The 16,641-nt window shown below is 65.0% G+C and carries 10 protein-coding genes; 6 read left to right on the top strand and 4 right to left on the bottom strand.

Annotated features, from left to right (window positions below; genetic code table 11):
• Positions 1-17 precede the first annotated feature (17 nt).
• From K7G82_RS17550 to K7G82_RS17530, 5 genes are all read left to right on the top strand, one after another.
• Complete coding sequence (locus K7G82_RS17550) at positions 18-1,601, top strand: amino acid permease (protein ID WP_222991202.1); 1,584 nt, start codon at positions 18-20, stop codon at positions 1,599-1,601.
• Complete coding sequence (gene alr / locus K7G82_RS17545) at positions 1,598-2,692, top strand: alanine racemase (protein WP_222991201.1); 1,095 nt, start codon at positions 1,598-1,600, stop codon at positions 2,690-2,692. The genes K7G82_RS17550 and alr overlap by 4 nt, the downstream gene beginning before the upstream one ends.
• 178 nt (positions 2,693-2,870) lie before the next feature.
• Complete coding sequence (locus K7G82_RS17540) at positions 2,871-4,925, top strand: PQQ-dependent dehydrogenase, methanol/ethanol family (protein ID WP_246623677.1); 2,055 nt, start codon at positions 2,871-2,873, stop codon at positions 4,923-4,925.
• 37 nt (positions 4,926-4,962) lie between these two features.
• Positions 4,963-6,801 carry a DUF885 domain-containing protein gene (locus K7G82_RS17535; RefSeq protein WP_222991199.1) on the top strand — a complete coding sequence of 613 codons (1,839 nt, stop codon included), beginning with the start codon at positions 4,963-4,965 and terminating at the stop codon, positions 6,799-6,801.
• Between the two features lie 34 nt (positions 6,802-6,835).
• Entirely contained in the window at positions 6,836-8,272 is a 1,437-nt protein-coding gene (locus tag K7G82_RS17530; protein WP_222991198.1) for an amidohydrolase family protein, read from the top strand.
• Positions 8,273-8,448: 176 nt separating this feature from the next.
• Here the strand turns inward: K7G82_RS17530 and pip are convergent, their stop codons facing one another.
• The 3 genes from pip to K7G82_RS17515 are packed head-to-tail and all read right to left on the bottom strand — an operon-like array spanning position 8,449 to position 11,525.
• On the bottom strand, positions 8,449-9,393 hold the full coding sequence (pip, locus tag K7G82_RS17525; protein ID WP_222991197.1) for a prolyl aminopeptidase: 945 nt from the start codon (positions 9,391-9,393) through the stop codon (positions 8,449-8,451).
• Positions 9,394-9,405: 12 nt separating this feature from the next.
• On the bottom strand, positions 9,406-10,623 hold the full coding sequence (locus tag K7G82_RS17520; protein ID WP_246623646.1) for a DmpA family aminopeptidase: 1,218 nt from the start codon (positions 10,621-10,623) through the stop codon (positions 9,406-9,408).
• The gene (locus tag K7G82_RS17515) at positions 10,620-11,525 is read right to left on the bottom strand and encodes a CPBP family intramembrane glutamic endopeptidase (protein ID WP_222991196.1); all 906 of its coding nucleotides are present in this window, start codon (positions 11,523-11,525) and stop codon (positions 10,620-10,622) included. Before K7G82_RS17515 ends, K7G82_RS17520 begins: the two co-directional genes overlap by 4 nt.
• A 173-nt stretch (positions 11,526-11,698) precedes the next feature.
• On the opposite strand from K7G82_RS17515, the gene K7G82_RS17510 reads away from it, so the two are divergent.
• A complete protein-coding gene (locus tag K7G82_RS17510; RefSeq protein WP_222991452.1) occupies positions 11,699-13,648 on the top strand; it encodes a CocE/NonD family hydrolase in 1,950 nt (649 codons plus the stop codon).
• A 472-nt stretch (positions 13,649-14,120) separates the two neighbouring features.
• Here K7G82_RS17510 and K7G82_RS17505 read toward each other — a convergent pair whose 3' ends face one another.
• Positions 14,121-16,631 (bottom strand): TonB-dependent receptor, encoded by a 2,511-nt coding sequence (locus K7G82_RS17505; RefSeq protein WP_222991195.1) that lies wholly within the window; start codon positions 16,629-16,631, stop codon positions 14,121-14,123.
• Positions 16,632-16,641: the final 10 nt, after the last annotated feature.

Genomic DNA, 16,641 nt, shown 5'->3' with positions numbered 1-16,641 from the left:
AGAGGGGGACGCACAGCATGATTTTCGGGCGCATCAAACCCGTCGACGCGATCATCCGCACGGCCGAGAAAAAGGCGCTGGTGCGCAGCCTTGGCCTCGGTCAACTCGTCCTGCTCGGCGTCGGCGCTACCATCGGTACCGGCATCTTCGTATTGACCGCCGCTGCCGCGCAGAAGGCGGGGCCGGGCATGCTGCTCAGCTTCGTCATAGCGGGCTCCATCTGTGCGCTCGCGGCGCTCTGCTATTCGGAACTGGCGGCAATGGTCCCGGTGTCGGGCTCGGCCTATACCTACAGCTATGCGGTGATCGGCGAATTGCTCGCCTGGATGGTGGGCTGGGCGCTGGTGCTCGAATATGCGGTTTCGGCCAGTGCGGTCTCGGTCGGATGGTCCGGCTATTTCATGGGGCTGCTGGAAAGCATCACGGGCTTCGCCTTGCCCCAGGCGTTGTCGCGCGGGCCGGTCTGGTCGATGAACGGTGTGCTGCCCAGCCTGGACTTCAGCCATGGCGTGATCAACCTCCCGGCCTTTCTGATCGCGCTGGCGGTCACCAGCCTGCTGGTGCTGGGTACGCGTGAGAGCGCGCGCTTCAACGCCATCTTCGTCGTCGTCAAGATCGCCGCGCTCACGGCCTTTATCGCGCTCACCATTCCCGTGCTCGATACCGGCAATTTCTCGCCCTTCGCGCCCAATGGCTGGTTCGGCACCGGCGGGGCGCACGGCTTCGGCATCGTCGGCGCGGCAGCCTCGATCTTCTTCGCCTATATCGGCTTCGACGCGGTTTCCACCGCCGCGGAGGAGACGAAGAACCCGCAGCGCAACGTGCCGCTCGCACTGATCGGCAGCCTCGCGATCTGCACGGTCTTCTACGTGGCGGTGGCCGCCGGCGCGATCGGCGCGATGGGCGCGCAGCCGGTGCCGGGGCCGGATGGCGCGGCCGTGATGCCGGGCTCGGCCGGGTTCGTCGAAGCCTGCCTGCTGCCCGCCAATCGCGAGGCGCTGGTCTGTTCGAACGAGGCGCTGGCGCATGTGCTGCGCGCCATAAACTGGCCCGTCGTCGGTAACGCGCTCGGCCTGATTGCCAATCTCGCTTTGCCCTCCGTGGTGCTGATGATGATGTATGGCCAGACGCGCATCTTCTTCGTCATGGCGCGCGACGGCCTGCTGCCGGAGAAGCTGGCGCGCATCCATCCCCGCTTCGGCACCCCGCATGTCGTCACCATGGTCACCGGCGTGTTCGTGGCGACGGTGGCGGCGGTGCTGCCGATCGGGCAACTGGCGGACATCTCCAATTCCGGCACGTTGTTCGCCTTCTTCATGGTCGCGGTCGCGGTGCTGGTGTTGCGCATCCGCGAGCCCGGCCGGAAGCGGCCTTTCCGTGTGCCGTTCGTCTGGATCGTCGCGCCCGCGTCGATCGGCGGGTGTCTGTTCCTCTTTGCGAACCTGCCTGTCGACGCGCAGCTCGTGCTGCCGATCTGGGGCGGGATCGGACTGATCATCTACTTCCTCTACGGCTATCGCCGCAGCCATGTCGGCCGCGGACTGGCCGAGATCCATGAACGGGACGCCGATGCGCGCCCGCACCTGAAGGATATCGCATGAGCCGATCGCTCCGCTCCGCCACGCTCGACATCGACCTGTCCGCGCTGCGCCACAATCTCCAACTGGTCCGCGATCTGGCGGGCGGGCGCGAACTCATCGCCTCGATCAAGGCAAACGCCTATGGGTTCGGGGCGGTAGAGATCGGCGGCGCGCTCGTGGACGCGGGCGTGCGCAAGCTGTGGACCGGCAATTTCGACGAGGCCGTCGAAATTCGCCAGATGGGGATCGACGCCGAAATCCTGCTGTTCGGCGGTGCGGAGCCGCAGCATATGCCTGCATTTCTCGCTTATGATCTCCAGCCCACGGTGTTCGAGGAGCTCTCGATCGCCGCGGCGGAGCAGGCCGCCGAGGCGGCGGGCAAGCGTGCGCCGGTCTGGGTGAAGGTCGATTCCGGTCTCGGCCGCCTCGGCGTGCCGGTGGCCGATGCCCTGCCGCTCATCAGGCGCATCGCGGACAGCGCCGCACTCGATCTGCGCGGGGTCTACACCCACCTTCCTTTCGGCACCGCCGACGGCAAGGCCTGGGCATTGCAGGGTTATGCGCGTTTTCGTCAGCTCCTTGCCGATCTGGCGGACGCGGCGATCGACGTGCCCGTCACACAGGTCTGGGGCTCGTCGGGCGTGCTTGCCGAAATGCCGGACGAAACGAACGCGGTCTGCGTCGGTCACGCACTTTACGGGCTGACCCCTCTGGACGCCGGCGTCGGCCCGGCGCGGGATTTCCGCCCGCTGATCCGATCACTGTCCGCCGCGGTCGTCCGCGCCGAGGCTTCTGCGTCGTCCGGCGGTTATGCGGGCGCGGCGGTGAAGAACCCGGCGAGTGTCGCCATCGGCTTGGGCGACGGGCTGCGCAAGGCGGTCGCCGGAGCCGCGCCCGAAATCATCATGAACGGCGCGCGCGTGGCGGTCACGGCGTTCACGCTGGAGCATCTCATGATCGACGCCGGTGGCGAGGCGCCTGCGTTGTTCGACCGCGCGACGGTCATCGGGCCGGACATCACCCTCGACGACTGGGCGCGCTGGACGGGATCGACCCCTCTCGAATTCATGATGTCGCTCTCCGGCAGGATACCAGCCAGCTATTCGGAATAGACGATCTCAGCCGGTGCGCTGCATGCTTGCGGTATTTGTACCGGTAAGAGATAAAATTTCTCATTCTTTGCGCCAGCATTTGTTGTTTGCCGAACCCGGCGCAAATGATCTCTGATGCTCGCCAACGAAACAGCGGCGCCGGCAAGGCGGCCGGCCAGGGGGACATGTCCGCGTGAGCATGAAGCGATTGGGTATCTGCGCGGCGTTCCTCGCGTTGCTGTTGCAGGCGTGCGGCATGACGCCGGACGGGCCGGCCGCGGTCGATCAGGCGCGGCTGCTCGCCGCCGCCGATGATCCGGCCAACTGGATGACGCATGGCGGCACCTTCGAGGAACAGCGCTACAGCGCGCTCGACCAGATCAACGAGGGCAATGTCGGCCAGCTCGGTCTCGCCTGGTCGTTCGAGTTCGACACCAGTCGCGGCCAGGAAGCGACCCCGATCGTGGTGGATGGCGTCATCTACACCTCCACCGCATGGTCCAGGGTCTATGCGATCGACGGACGCACCGGCAAGGAGCTCTGGCGCTTCGATCCCGAAGTGCCTGGCGAGGACGCGATAAAATCCTGCTGCGATGTCGTGAACCGCGGCGTCGCGGCGTGGAAGGGCAAGATCTATGTCGGCACGATCGATGGCCGCCTGATCGCGATCGACGCCAAGACCGGCAAGCAGCTTTGGTCGGTGCTCACCGTCGACAAGTCCAAACCCTATGTCATCACCGGGGCGCCGCGCATCTTCAAGGATAAGGTGGTCATCGGCAATGGCGGCGGCGAACTGGGCGTGCGCGGCTATGTCACCGCTTACGATACCGAAACCGGCAAACAGGCCTGGCGCTTCTACACCGTGCCCGGAGATCCGGCCAAGGGCGCCGACCGCGCCGCCTCCGACTCCGCCATGGCGATGGCCGCGAAGACCTGGTTCGGCCGCTGGTGGGAGATGGGCGGCGGCGGCACCGCCTGGGATTCGCTGGTCTATGACCCGGAGTTCGATCAGCTTCTGATCGGCGTGGGCAACGGATCGCCATGGAACCGCAAAGTCCGATCGGAGGGCAAGGGCGACAATCTCTTCCTCTCCTCGATCGTCGCGGTGGATGCGGACACCGGCCGATACAAATGGCACTATCAGGCGTCGCCCGGCGACAGCTGGGATTACACGAACACCCAGCAGATCATGCTCGCCACGCTCCCGATCGAGGGCAAGCCGCGCAAGGTGCTGATGCAGGCGCCCAAGAACGGCTTCTTCTATGTGCTCGACCGCGAGAACGGAAAGCTCCTGTCCGCCAGGCCCTTCGTCAGACAGAGCTGGGTCGAGAGCATCGACATGAAGACCGGCCGCCCGGTGATGAGCGCCAATGCCTATTATGAGGAGGGCGTGAAGATGATCGAGCCATCCTCGGTCGGCGGCCACAACTGGCAACCCATGTCGTACAGTCCGCGGACCGGGCTGGTCTATATCCCAACGGTCCAGTGGAGCCTGACCTTCGCGCAGGACAACGCGTTCAGGTTCAAGCCGGGGCATCTCAACATCGGCGCACAGGTCGGCGGCAATCCGGCCGAGCCCATGGGCACCGGCGCGCTGATCGCCTGGGATCCAATCAAACAGCGCGAGGCCTGGCGCGTCCCCCAGCCCGAAATGATCAATGGCGGCACCGTCGCAACCGCGGGCGATCTCGTCTTCGCGGGCAACGCCCATGGCGAGTTCACCGCCTTTCGCGCGAAGGACGGTGCGAAGCTGTGGACCTTCAGGCAGCCCGCCGGGATCATGGCCGGGCCGGTAAGCTACAGCATCGACGGCGTGCAATATATCGCGGTGGTCGTCGGCAAGGGCGGCGGTGCGATGGGCATTCAGGACGCCAATCGCCCGCGCTTCCGCCAGCCCAACGGGCGGCTGTTCGTCTTCAAGCTGGGCGGCAAGGGGGCCATGCCCGAATATGATCTCGCCCTGGCGCCCGCCAATCCGCCGGCGGAGCGCTTTCCCGCGGCGATGGTCGCGGCGGGCGGGGCCGCCTATGGCGAGAATTGCGCGCGCTGCCACGAGGGCGTCGCCGCTCCCGATCTTCGCCGTGCGAACGCGCTGGCCGACCGGGAAATCTGGAAGAGCGTCGTGATCGACGGCGCGCTGACCGCCAGCGGCATGGTGAGCTTTTCGCGCTGGATCACGCCCGATCAGGCCGAACAGATCCGCGCCTATGTGGCCGAAGAGGCGCGCGCCCTGCAGAAAACCGAGAAGAAATGACCCGCGCCACAGGCGATTGCTCCCGGGAGATGATGGAATGAATATGCTTGCCCTGTTCATGGCCGGCACGCTGCTTGCCGCGACGCCGATGGCTGCTGCGGCGCAAGGCGTCGCATCTGCCGCGCCGGCCGTCGATGCCGAAACCGCGCGATTGAACGCGTGGCTCAACGCGAAATACGAGGCGCAGATGGCCGCCAGCCCGATGGCGCGCTCATATGCCGGCGAGAAGAAGGATTATGACAAGATCGACGACATGTCCGAAGCGGCCGCCGCGCGGCAGCTCGAACGGATGCGTCTCGAGGTCGAGGAACTGAAGGCGAATTTCGACCGCGCGAAGCTGACCCAGGATGCACAGCTCTCCTATGATCTGTGGATCTATCAATATGAGGAAGCCGCAGCGCTCGCGAAGTTCAACCGCAACGCATATGTCTTCCAGCAGATGTACGGCCCGCACACGCGAATGCCGCAATTCCTGATGCAGGTGCACCGTGTCGACGAACCGTCGGACATGGATGCCTATGTCGCGCGCATCGGCGGGATCGCGCGCGCATTGTCGCAGCAGCTCGAGATCGCCAAGCTCAATGCAGCGGCGGGCTCGCGCGTGCCGCGCTTCTCCTATGAGATGATGATCCCCCAGGCGAAGGCGCTGAACAGCGGCGCGCCATTCGGCGGCGAAGGCGACAATGCCGTGTGGAAGGACGCCAACGCCAAGATCGACGGACTGGTGAAGGCCGGCAAGATCGACGCCGCCGGGGCCGAGGCCTATCGTGCTGCGGCGAAGACGGCGCTGATCGAGCAATGGAAGCCGGTCTATGACCAGCTGATCGCGTGGTTCGAATCCGAGCTGCCCCTGGCCGATGCCGTCGCCACCGGCGTCGGCAAGAATCCGGGCGGCAAAGCCTTTTACGACATGATGCTGCGCAGCTCGACCACCACCGATCTCACCGCCGAACAGGTCCACCGGATCGGGCTGGACGAGGTCGCCCGGATCAAGGGCGAGATGGAGGCGATCAAGCAGAAGGTCGGCTTCAAGGGCAGTTTGCAGGACTTTTTCAAGTTCGTGCGCGAGGATGCGCAATTCTATTATCCGGATACCGATGCGGGCCGTCAGCAATATCTCGACGACGCCACCCGCTATGTCGCGTTCATGAAGGCGCGATTGCCCGAATATTTCGGCATCCTGCCCAAGGCGGACATCGTCGTGAAGCGCGTCGAGCCCTATCGCGAGATCCCCGGTGCTGCGCAGCATTATTATTTCTCGACGCCGGACGGATCGCGGCCGGGCGTGTTCTATTCGCACCTGTCGGACATGCGCGCGGTGCCCAAGCCGCAGGTGGAGGTCATCACCTATCACGAGGCGCTGCCCGGCCATCACATGAACTTCGCGATCTCGCGCGAGCTGACCGATATCCCGGAATTCCGGAAATATCTTTACATCAACGCCTTTCAGGAGGGCTGGGGCCTCTATTCCGAGAAATTCGCGAAGGAGATCGGCGCGTACAAGGACCCCTATTCGGATTTCGGCCGGCTGACGACCGAGATCTGGCGTGCGATCCGGCTGGTGGTGGATACCGGCCTGCATGCCAAGGGCTGGACCGAGGATCAGGCGGTCGGATATTTCACCGACAACTCGCCCGCCGCGATCGGCCAGATCCAGTCCGAGGTGAAGCGCTACATCATCATGCCGGGCCAGGCGACGGGCTACAAGATCGGCATGATCCAGATGGAGAAGCTCCGCAGGAAGGCGGAGGCGGCCCTGGGCGGCAAGTTCGATATCCGGGGCTACCACGACACCGTCATCGGCCGGGCGCAGATGCCGCTCGACGTGCTCGAGCAGCAGGTCGACATCTGGATCGCAAAGCAAAAGGCGCGCTGAACCGCGCGGGACATTCGAAAAGGGGTATGAGACGATGAAGAAGATGATTTGCGGATTGCTGCTCGCCGGCGCGGTCACCGCCCCCGCCATGGCGCAGGACAAGGGCCCCGAGGCGCGCCCGATCTACGACCGGTCCGCGGTGCTGCCCCCGTCGGTGCCGACGTCGGACGACGTGCTGCGCATTCCCGTTCCCAAGGACTATAACGTGCCGAAGGGTTCGTTCGTGCTGGTGGGCGGACGGCTGTTCGACGGCACGGGCAAGGCCGCCCGGCCGGCGACCATCGTGGTGCAGGGCAAGACGATCACCGCGGTGCTCAAGCCCGGCGACCGGACCTGGCCGGCGGACGCGGTGGTCTATGACGTGACCGGCAAGACCGTGATGCCGGGTCTGATCGACCTGCACGCGCACCTCACCTTCTTTGCGGCGGGCGACGCGGTGAACGTCTATTCCGCCGCGAACTACAGCGGCGCGGAATCGACGATGCGCGGGCTGAAGCGCATGGCGACCTATCTGGAATCGGGCGTCACCACGGTGCGCGACGTCGCCTCGCACGGCGATGTGCCATTCGTGCTGAAGGCGAAGCAGGCCGCGGGCGAAATCTTCGGCCCCCGCATCTTCGCGGCGGGGCAGCTCATCACCCAGACCGGCGGCCACGCGGCGGTGCACGCCTTTCAGCAGGGCTATCCGGAGATCGCGGACAAGAATCTGAACTCGATGGTCCGCATCGCGTCCGGCCCCCAGGAGTGGCGAGAGGCGGTGCGCATGCAGTTCGCCAAGGGCGCGGACCTGATCAAGCTCGCCAGCGAATATACGCAGGAAGAGATCACCGCCGCTGTCGACGAGGCGCACTCGCTCGGCCTCCCCGTCACGGTCGATTCCGAAACCCAATATATCGACATGGCGATTAGGGCCGGGGTGGATTCGATCGAACACCCGCTGCCGCGCAGCGACGCCGCGGTCGCGCTGATGGCCAAGCGCGGTATCGCCTCGGTGCCCACCTTGGTCGCCTATCGCGTCATCATGCGCGGCAGCGGCGGCTATTTCGGCTCCACCTCGCGCCGCTTCCAGCTCGACGAGACGGTCAACGAGAACATGGCCGCCAAGATGCGCCGCGCGGGCGTGAAGATGGGTATCGGTCTGGATGTGGTTGCGCTCGCGGGCACCGATTATCTGCCCGGTTCCTATATCGACGAGCTCGAATCCTTCACCCGTATCGGCTTCACCAAGGTCGAGGCGCTGGTGGCGGCCACCAAGACGGGCGCGGAGATCATCAAGCTGGGCGACCGGCTGGGCACGATCGAACCCGGCAAGCTGGCGGACATCATCGTGGTCGACGGCAATCCCGATGAGGATTTCGCCGCGCTCCGCAAGGTCAGGACCGCCTTCGTCAACGGCCGCCTGATGTTGCAGGACGGCCGCGTCTACCAGCCCGCGCATGAGGAAGTGCCGTTCCCCAACGCGCGGAAGTGAGGTCGCGAGGTCGCTTCGCAGACCACTCTTCCATGGCTGAGTGGATCGGACCTCCGTCAAAAGCGGACGCTTTTGTCGGATACGATCCACTAGCAGGGTGTTGAAGACCTAATCGTCATCCCCGCGCATGCGGGGATGACGATAGTGAGCGCTGGAGCCGACTTTTAATCAGTGTGTCAGCCGGCGGCGAAGCGGTCGGTCGCCTCGATCAGTTCGTGCAGGATGCCCGGTTCGGTGAAGACGTGGCCCGCATCGGGCACGATCTTCAGGTCCGATCCGGCCCAGGCCTTGTGCAGGTCCCAGGCATGGCGCGCGGGGCAGGGGATGTCGTAGCGGCCATGGACGATGACGCCGGGAATGCCGCTGAGCTTTTCGGCGTCGCGGATCAACTGGTCGGGTTCAAGCCAGCAGTCATTCCGGAAATAATGGTTCTCGATCCGCGCGATCGCGATCGCATAATCATCGCTCCCGAAATGCGCGGCCAGGCCGGGGTCGGGCAGCAAGGTGATCGTCTCGCCTTCGAAAATGCTCCAGGCCTTGGCGGCTTCCAACTGCGTCGCCCGATCGTCGCTTGTCAGCCGACGGTGATAGGCGGCGACCAGATCATCCTGCTCCGTCTCGGGAATCAGCGCCAGAAACGCGTCCCACTTGTCCGGGAAGATCTCCGACACGCCGAACCTGTAGAACCAGTCGACCGCGCTCCGCGTGGCGGGAAAGATGCCGCGCAGGATCAGTGCGCTCACCCGTTCGGAATGGGTTTCGGCATAGGCGAGGGACAGCGTCGATCCCCAGCTCCCGCCGAACACCAGCCATTTCTCCACCCCCGCCATCTCGCGCATCCGCTCGATATCGGAGACCAGGTGCCAGGTCGTGTTCGCCTCCAGCGTGGCATAGGGCAGCGATCGGCCGCAGCCCCGCTGGTCGAACAGCAGCACATCATATCGCGCGGGATCGAACAGTTGCCGGTGCGCGTCCGAAAAACCCGCGCCCGGCCCGCCATGCAGGAAGACCGCCGGCGTCGCGCCGGGCGTGCCCGAGCGTTCGTAATAAAGGCTGTGCCCGTCACCCACGTCGAGCATGCCGGTCTCATAGGGTTCGATCGGCGGGTAGAATGTGCGCATGTGGTTCCTGTGCTATTTCTTCGCCGTCCGGCCATATTTGGCCAGGATCGTACGCAGCTCGTCATGGGGCAGGGCGTAGACGGTCACCCCGTCGCGTCCGGTCATCGTCTTGGCTGCGATCATGGAATTGACGATCGCTTCCTCGGTCGCGTCCACCGCAGCCTCGAAGATCTTGGTGATCTCCGAATTGGAGATCGCCGAGATCGCCTGCACACCGGGCGCGCTCTCGTTCAACGCCTCGGCGTTGGCGGTGGAGAAGGCGATGAAGATGTCGCCCGAAAGATTGTGGCTGATGTCGCCCATCCGGCCGATCGCCTGGGTCGGTCGTTTGGCCACGCGCTTCAGCTGATGCGGCAGCAGCGGTGCGTCGGTCGCGATCACCACGATGATCGAACCTTCCGGCTCATAGGGCTGGCGGCTGATGGGCTCGCACTTGCGCGCCGGCTTGTAGGGCGCGGCGCCCGGCAGGTCGCTGCACGGCAGATAGCGTGTCGCCAGATCCTGCCCCACCGGCGCGCCGCCGATCCTCAGCAATTGCCGCGAGCCATAGTTGCACTGGACCAGCACGCCGACCGTATAGCTCTTGCCGCCGATCTCCACCTTGCGAGAGGACGTCCCGATCCCGCCCTTGAAGCCGGCGCAGACCATGCCCGTGCCGCCGCCGACATTGCCCTCGGTCACCCGGCCGCTCCTGGCCGTCGCCAGTGCCTCGGTCGCGTGCTCAGGCTTTACGTGAAACCCGTCGACATCGTTCAGATAGCCGTCCCATGTCTCTGCGACGACCGGCGTGAAGAACAGGCAGCACGCCTTCTTGTCGACCAGCCACTTCACCGCCGCGTCACGGACCACGCCCACGCTGTGCGTGTTGGTGATCATCACCGGCCCGTCGAACGAGCCGCGCTCCTCCAGCCAGGTGGTGCCGGTCATCTCTCCCGCGGCATTGGCCGTCGCCCAGCCGCCGAACACGGGCACGGCGGAGTCCTTGCCGCGCGGCAGGATCGCGGTGACTCCGGTGCGCACAGGCCCGTCGCCGCGCTTCAGCTCGCCGTCGCCCTGGATGATGGTGCTGTGCCCCACCTCCACGCCGGGCACGTCGGTGATCGCGTTGAACGGGCCCGGATCGCCATGGAAGGGCACACCCAGATCGCGCGCGCGGGGCGCCTGCGCGGCTGCGGCGGATGCCGCAAGCCCGATCGCCAGCGCCGCTGTCAGCCGCAGGATGTTCATCATGCCGTCTCCCTGCCCGATCGTCTCGCCTCGTGCGCCGCCACCGCCTCGCCGCGCCTGAACCACAGATAGAGCGCCACCGCGAAACTCGTGATCGCCAGCATGAAACCGAACTCGTCGATCGCATAGGCGGTGATGTCGCCGGTGGGTTCGGTCAGCGGCGTGAAGATGCGCTGGATGAACAGATTGTGGCTGCCATGCATGATCGCCGCGGGCCACACGCTGCCGGACTTCAGCCGGAACCACGCCATGATGAAGCTCAGATTCATCACCATCACGAAGAAACAGACCAGCGCGAAGCCGCGCGGGGCGGCGCTGTTGTAATCGGCATAGAGGATCAGCGGCACATGCCAGCTCGCCCAGATCAATCCTGTGATCGCCGCCGCGCGGGTGAAGCCGAACCGGTCCTGCAACCGCGGCGCCATGAAGCCTCGCCAGCCGATCTCTTCGCCCAGGCCGCGCGCCGTCCCCACGATGATCCCGGTCACGCCGGTGAAGACGAAAAACAGCACCGCGAACAGCATGGGGTCCTCGATCGTCCAGCCGATCTGCGCGGCGAGCGGCGCGATGCTCTCCGGCGTCGCGAACCGGCCCATGCCGGTGCTCCACACGATGACATAGGCCAGGCCGGCATAGCCGATCGGCAGCAGGTAACTCGCCCATGACGAGGATGTGCCGCGCCATGCGAAGCCCAGCGACGACCAGTCCAGCCTCAGCAGCCATACCGTCAGGATCGCGGCCACCGCCGGCCCCCACATCAGCGCGGTCACATAGCCGCCCGCGCCGCCGCTCACCCCGTAGCGCGCCATCAGCGCATAGGGCGCCGCGCACAGCAGCATGGTCAGCAGCAGATAGAGTCCCACTCCGGTGCCGCTCCGTTCCCGCTCCATCCCCGTTTCCCCCATCGCCGCATCCATGAATCACGCTGGCATAGGCTTCGTCCCGCCGCCAACCAGTAAAGCTGGGGATGAGGCACAGTTATTCTGGCTCAGAGACTGAGGAATATGGCGTTGCGGCGCGCCCGCGCGGCGGCAAATCTGCACACGAAAAAATCCATCACGGGGAAGAGCATATGACCATGAAGGTGTCGAAGATTTCGCTGGCCCTCGCTCTGGCGCTGTCGCCGGGCGCATTGCACGCGCAGGGCACGCCGGTCGTCGTTCCCGGCGGCGACATTCCCAAGTCCTACACGCCCATCGCCGCCGAAACCGACTTCGATCGGCGCGAGGTGAAGATCCCGATGCGCGACGGCGTGAAGCTCCACACCATCATCCTGGTGCCCAAGGGCGCGGCCAACGCGCCGATCCTGATGGATCGCACGCCCTATAACGCCACCGCGCGCTCGACGCGGTCGACCAGCGGCAAGATGATCAACGCGCTCCCCTTCGAGAATGAGGAGTTCGTGCGCAACGGCTACATCATCGTCTGGCAGGACACGCGCGGCAAGTTCAAGTCCGAAGGCGATTACACGATGATCATGCCGGCGGCGGGGCCGCTCAACCCCACCGGCGTTGACCATGCGACCGACGCCTACGACACGATCGCCTGGCTGGTGGACAAGGCGAACCTGCCCGAGGGCAACGGCCGCGTCGGCATGATCGGTTCGTCCTATGAGGGCTACACCACTGCCTCGGCGCTGCTCAATCCACATCCGGCGCTGCGCGCCGCCGCGCCCGAAAGCCCGATCATCGACGGCTGGATGGGCGACGACTGGTTCCATCACGGCGCTTTCCGCCAGTTGATGCTGGGTTTCGTGGCGATGCAGAGCGGAGACAAGGCGTTCGCCGCCACTCCGCCGCACGGCAGCGGCGACGATTATCACGTCTTCCGCGAAGCCGGCTCCGCCGGCGACTGGGCGCGTGCCCGCGGCTTCGACCAGCTTCCCGCCTGGAAACGGATCGTGGCGAACCCCGAATACAACCAGACCTGGTCGGGCCAGGCGCTGGACAAGCTTCTCGCCGCCAATCCGTCGGACGTGCCCACGCTCTGGGTGCAGCCCTTCTGGGATCAGGAGGATTCCTATGGTGCGATCACCGCGTTCGAGGCGCTGCGCAAGGCGGGCAAGACCGGCAACAACCACATCATCCTGGGCCCCTGGTTCCATAGCCAGATCAACCGATCGGCGGGCGGCCGCAGCACCGGCGCGTTCAACTGGAGCAGCGACACCGTTGCCGATTATTGGAAGAAGATGATCCTGCCGTTCTTCAACCAGCATCTGAAGGACGGCCCGCCCGCCAACATGCCCGTCGCCACCGCCTATAATACGGGCGAGGACAAGTGGGAGAAACTGAAGGCCTGGCCGCTTGCCTGCGAAAGCGGCTGCCCCGCGCCGTTGACGCCCATCTATCTCGCGGCCGAAGGCGGACTCTCGTTCAAGCCGGGTGCCGCGGGCGAGGACAGCTATGTCTCCGATCCGGCCAAGCCCGTGCCCTTCCTGCCGCGGCCGTTCAGCATGCAGAAGTCGGTCTACACCCCCGAATGGCCGGTCTGGCTGGTCAGCGACCAGCGCCACGCCGATGGCCGTCCGGACGTGATGACCTACGCCACCGAAGTCCTGACCAGGCCGGTCCGTGTCTCCGGCGCGCCGATCGCCGAAATTGTCGCCAGGACGACCGGCACAGACGGCGATTTCGTGGTGAAGGTGATCGACGTCTTCCCGCAGGAGAACGAGACCAATCCCAAGATGGCGGGATATGAACTGCCGATCAGCCTCGACATTTTCCGTGGGCGCTATCGCAACAGCTTCGCCAGGCCGACCGCCATCCCCAAAGGCAAGACGCAGACCTACAAGTTCCGCCTGCCGACGGTGAATCACGTCTTCCAGCCCGGCCACCGCATCATGGTGCAGATCCAGTCGAGCCTGTTCCCGCTCTACGACCGCAATCCGCAGACCTTCGTGCCCAACATCTTCAACGCGAAGAAGGATGACTACAAGGCTGCGACGGTCACGCTGGAGCGCGGCGCCGCCGGCACCAGGATCTGGCTGCCGGTCGTGTCCGTCGACCAGTCGGCGATGATGGCGGAGTAGGGGACGCCTCGACACGATCGAAGGACCTGTCCCGTCCTCCGCGCGCAGGTGCATTGGGGGCCGGGGTTTTGTTGGAGATGTGAGACGGTAAGAGTTCTCCTCCCTACGCGCAGCGTGGGGAGGGGGACCGCGACGCGAAGCGGCGTGGTGGAGGGGAAGTACGATGCCTCCGCTTTGCTCCGTCTTTGAGCCGGATTCCCTCAGTATTTCCGTCAGTTATGGCGCGGGATCAGCCATCGCATTTCCCCTCCACCACCACGGCTATGCCGTGGCGGTCCCCCTCCCCATCTTCGACAGGGAGGAGAGGTTCGGCTGCGACTGCAAACCATGTCTCGACACCGGCTCGTCGGCGTATCCCGCGGAATTATGAGGTTTGCGCCGACCTCGCGGACAAAAATCCCGGACATCTGCCAAAAAAGAAACCGCCCCCGGACGCGAGTCCGGAGGCGGCAGGGGAAGTCGCGGCTGATGGTTAGAACTGAATGCCGCCCGTGATGCCGAAGGTCCGTGGGCGCCAGGTCTGGATCTGGATGCGCTCGGATGGCTGGAAATGCAGGCGGCCGATGATGTCGCGCGAGTTGGTCAGGTTGTTGGCGAACACCGAGATGTCGATCCCGTTGCCGGTGCGGATGCCGAGGCGGGCGTTCAGGTTGCGCTGGTCGTCGGTGGTGGCCAGGATGGGATTGAAACCGACATTGCCCGGCTTCACCGAAAAGCCGCTCTTGTAGGTCCACTGGACGGTGCCATAGCCCCTCAGATCGTCGGGGCCGATCGGCGTCTCGTACATGCCGGTCAGGTTCACCGTCCACGGCGCGGCGAAGCGGTCGCCCTTGCGCGTGACGGTGTTGGTCGTGCCGGGAACGAGGATCGTCTCCCGCTGCGTGCCGTCGATATAGCCGATATTGGCGTCGAGTGTCAGGCCCTTGACCGGAAACACCGTGATCTGCGCTTCAAGGCCGCGTGAGCGTGCCTTGCCGAAATTGTCGGTGAAGATGCTCGCGCAGCCCTCGATCTGACGGCTGCGTTGCACGCCGGTCCAGTCGGTCTGGAAGGCGGCGGCGGCGAATGTCGCGAAACTGCCGACACGGCCCTTGGCACCCAGTTCGTAGCTCCACACGCTATCAGACTTGTAGGTCGCGGGAATGGTGTCGTAGCCAACCTTCTGGAGGCCCGGCAGACAGCCCGGATCGACCTGGGCGGCGGCGGTGTTGACGCCGCCCGAGCGGAAGCCCTTCGCCGCGGAGGCGTAGACCATCAGGTTCGGCGTAGGCTCATAGGTGATGCCGAACTTGGGCGTCAGCGGCTTTTCAACGCTGCGCTGCAGCGCGCCCGTCGTCGTCACTTTGGTCACCGAATCGACACTTTCCGCATGCGATTCGAACTCGAGACGCGACCAGCGCAACCCTGCGGTCAGCGTCAGATTTTCAAAAAGTTCGAAATCGACGCTGCCGAAGAGGCCCAGGCTGCGGTCTACGATACGGGTCTGGGCATACCCCCCGACGCCGTCCGCCGCGAGCGGGAAGAACGGCGGCAAAGCGCCTGCGAAGATGCCCAGCGGGAAGGGGAGCGCGACTGGCGGTGCCGCATGATAGGACGTCGGGTACAGATAGTTGTCGTAGGGCGAATAGCTGAAGTCGCTGTCACGCGCGCGCTGGCGGGTCTTCTGGTAGAATGCGCCGACGACATAGCGGAGGCGCGCGTCCGGATCGTTGGACTGGAGGCGCACTTCCTGGCTGAAGCTGCGCTGGATCTGGTCCGAGAAGAGGACGAAGCATTCGCCGCAATTCGGCCCGCCGGCCCGGCCGGGCGACGCGGTGTCGAAACCGATCTGGGTGGTATTTGCCCCCGCCGCCCTGGCGAAAGCATCATAGATGCCGCGGAGGGGGACGCCCGTGCCGAATGCAGGGTCGTTCCCCAGTCCGTTCAGAATATTGTCGAAGATATCGAGGATATAGGCGGTGCCGTCGTCTATGGACCGGTTGCGGCGATCGACATAGGCCGTGTTGCTAATCAGCGAGACCGGACCCATGTCCCACTCGCCCTTGAGCTGGTACAGCTTGAATTTATCTTCGCCGGTCGAGGCGACGCCTTCGCCGCTCTGGAACTCCGGCGGCTGGGCGCGGGTGGAGCCGTTGCCATAGGTCCAGTAGGTGCTCTGATCGTCGCGGTTGGTTTTCTGGTAGAAGATCGATGGCGTGATCGAGATGTCCTCGGTCGGCTTCCACAGCAGCGAACCGTTGAAGACCATCGTCCGGTTCGAGTTCGAGTTCTTCTCGGCCGTGCCGCGGTTGGCGTAGAAGGGAACACGGTCGATATAGCCGCCGTCGCGCCGGTAATAGGCGCTGGCGCGGAAGGCCAGCTTGTCCTCGACGATCGGGCCGCCCACTGCGCCGCCAAGCTCATAGGTCGGATCGCCGCCTTCGGTGAAGCCGAGTTCGGCACGCGCGTTGCCGGTGAACTTGTCCAGCGTCGGCTTTGCGGTGATGAAGCGCACCGCGCCGCCCATGGCGCTCGAACCGAACAGCGTGCCCTGGGGTCCGCGCAGAACCTCGACGCGCTCGAGATCGTACAGCGCCGGAGAGAAGAAACTCATCAGCACGAGCGAACGGATATGGACCGGCGTATCATCGATATAGATGCCGGTCATTGTCGCGCCGACCGATGATTGCAGGCCGCGGATCGCGATGTACCGAATGCCCGAAAAGCCTTGGGTGAGATTGACGCCTGGGGTGTTGCGGACGAGATCCTCGACGCTGCGGATGCCCTTCTGGTCGAGCGTTTCCTGCGAATAGGCCGCGATGCTGATCGGCACGTCGAGCAGCGATTCCGCGCGTCGCGTGGCCGTGACGATGATTTCGTTCGCGTCCCTCGCCGGCGTGGCCGTCTGTTCTTCCGCCGGTCCGGACTGTGCGATCGCCATGGCCGGGCACGCGACGGCGAACGCCGAAGCCGCGATCAGCAGAGTCTTTCGAAGATCCCTCATATTCATCTCC

Origin of the sequence: Sphingomonas colocasiae, assembly GCF_019880585.1 — a bacterium.
GTDB classification, from domain to species: domain Bacteria; phylum Pseudomonadota; class Alphaproteobacteria; order Sphingomonadales; family Sphingomonadaceae; genus Sphingobium_A; species Sphingobium_A colocasiae.
This window is presented reverse-complemented; position numbering and strand designations above follow the sequence as displayed.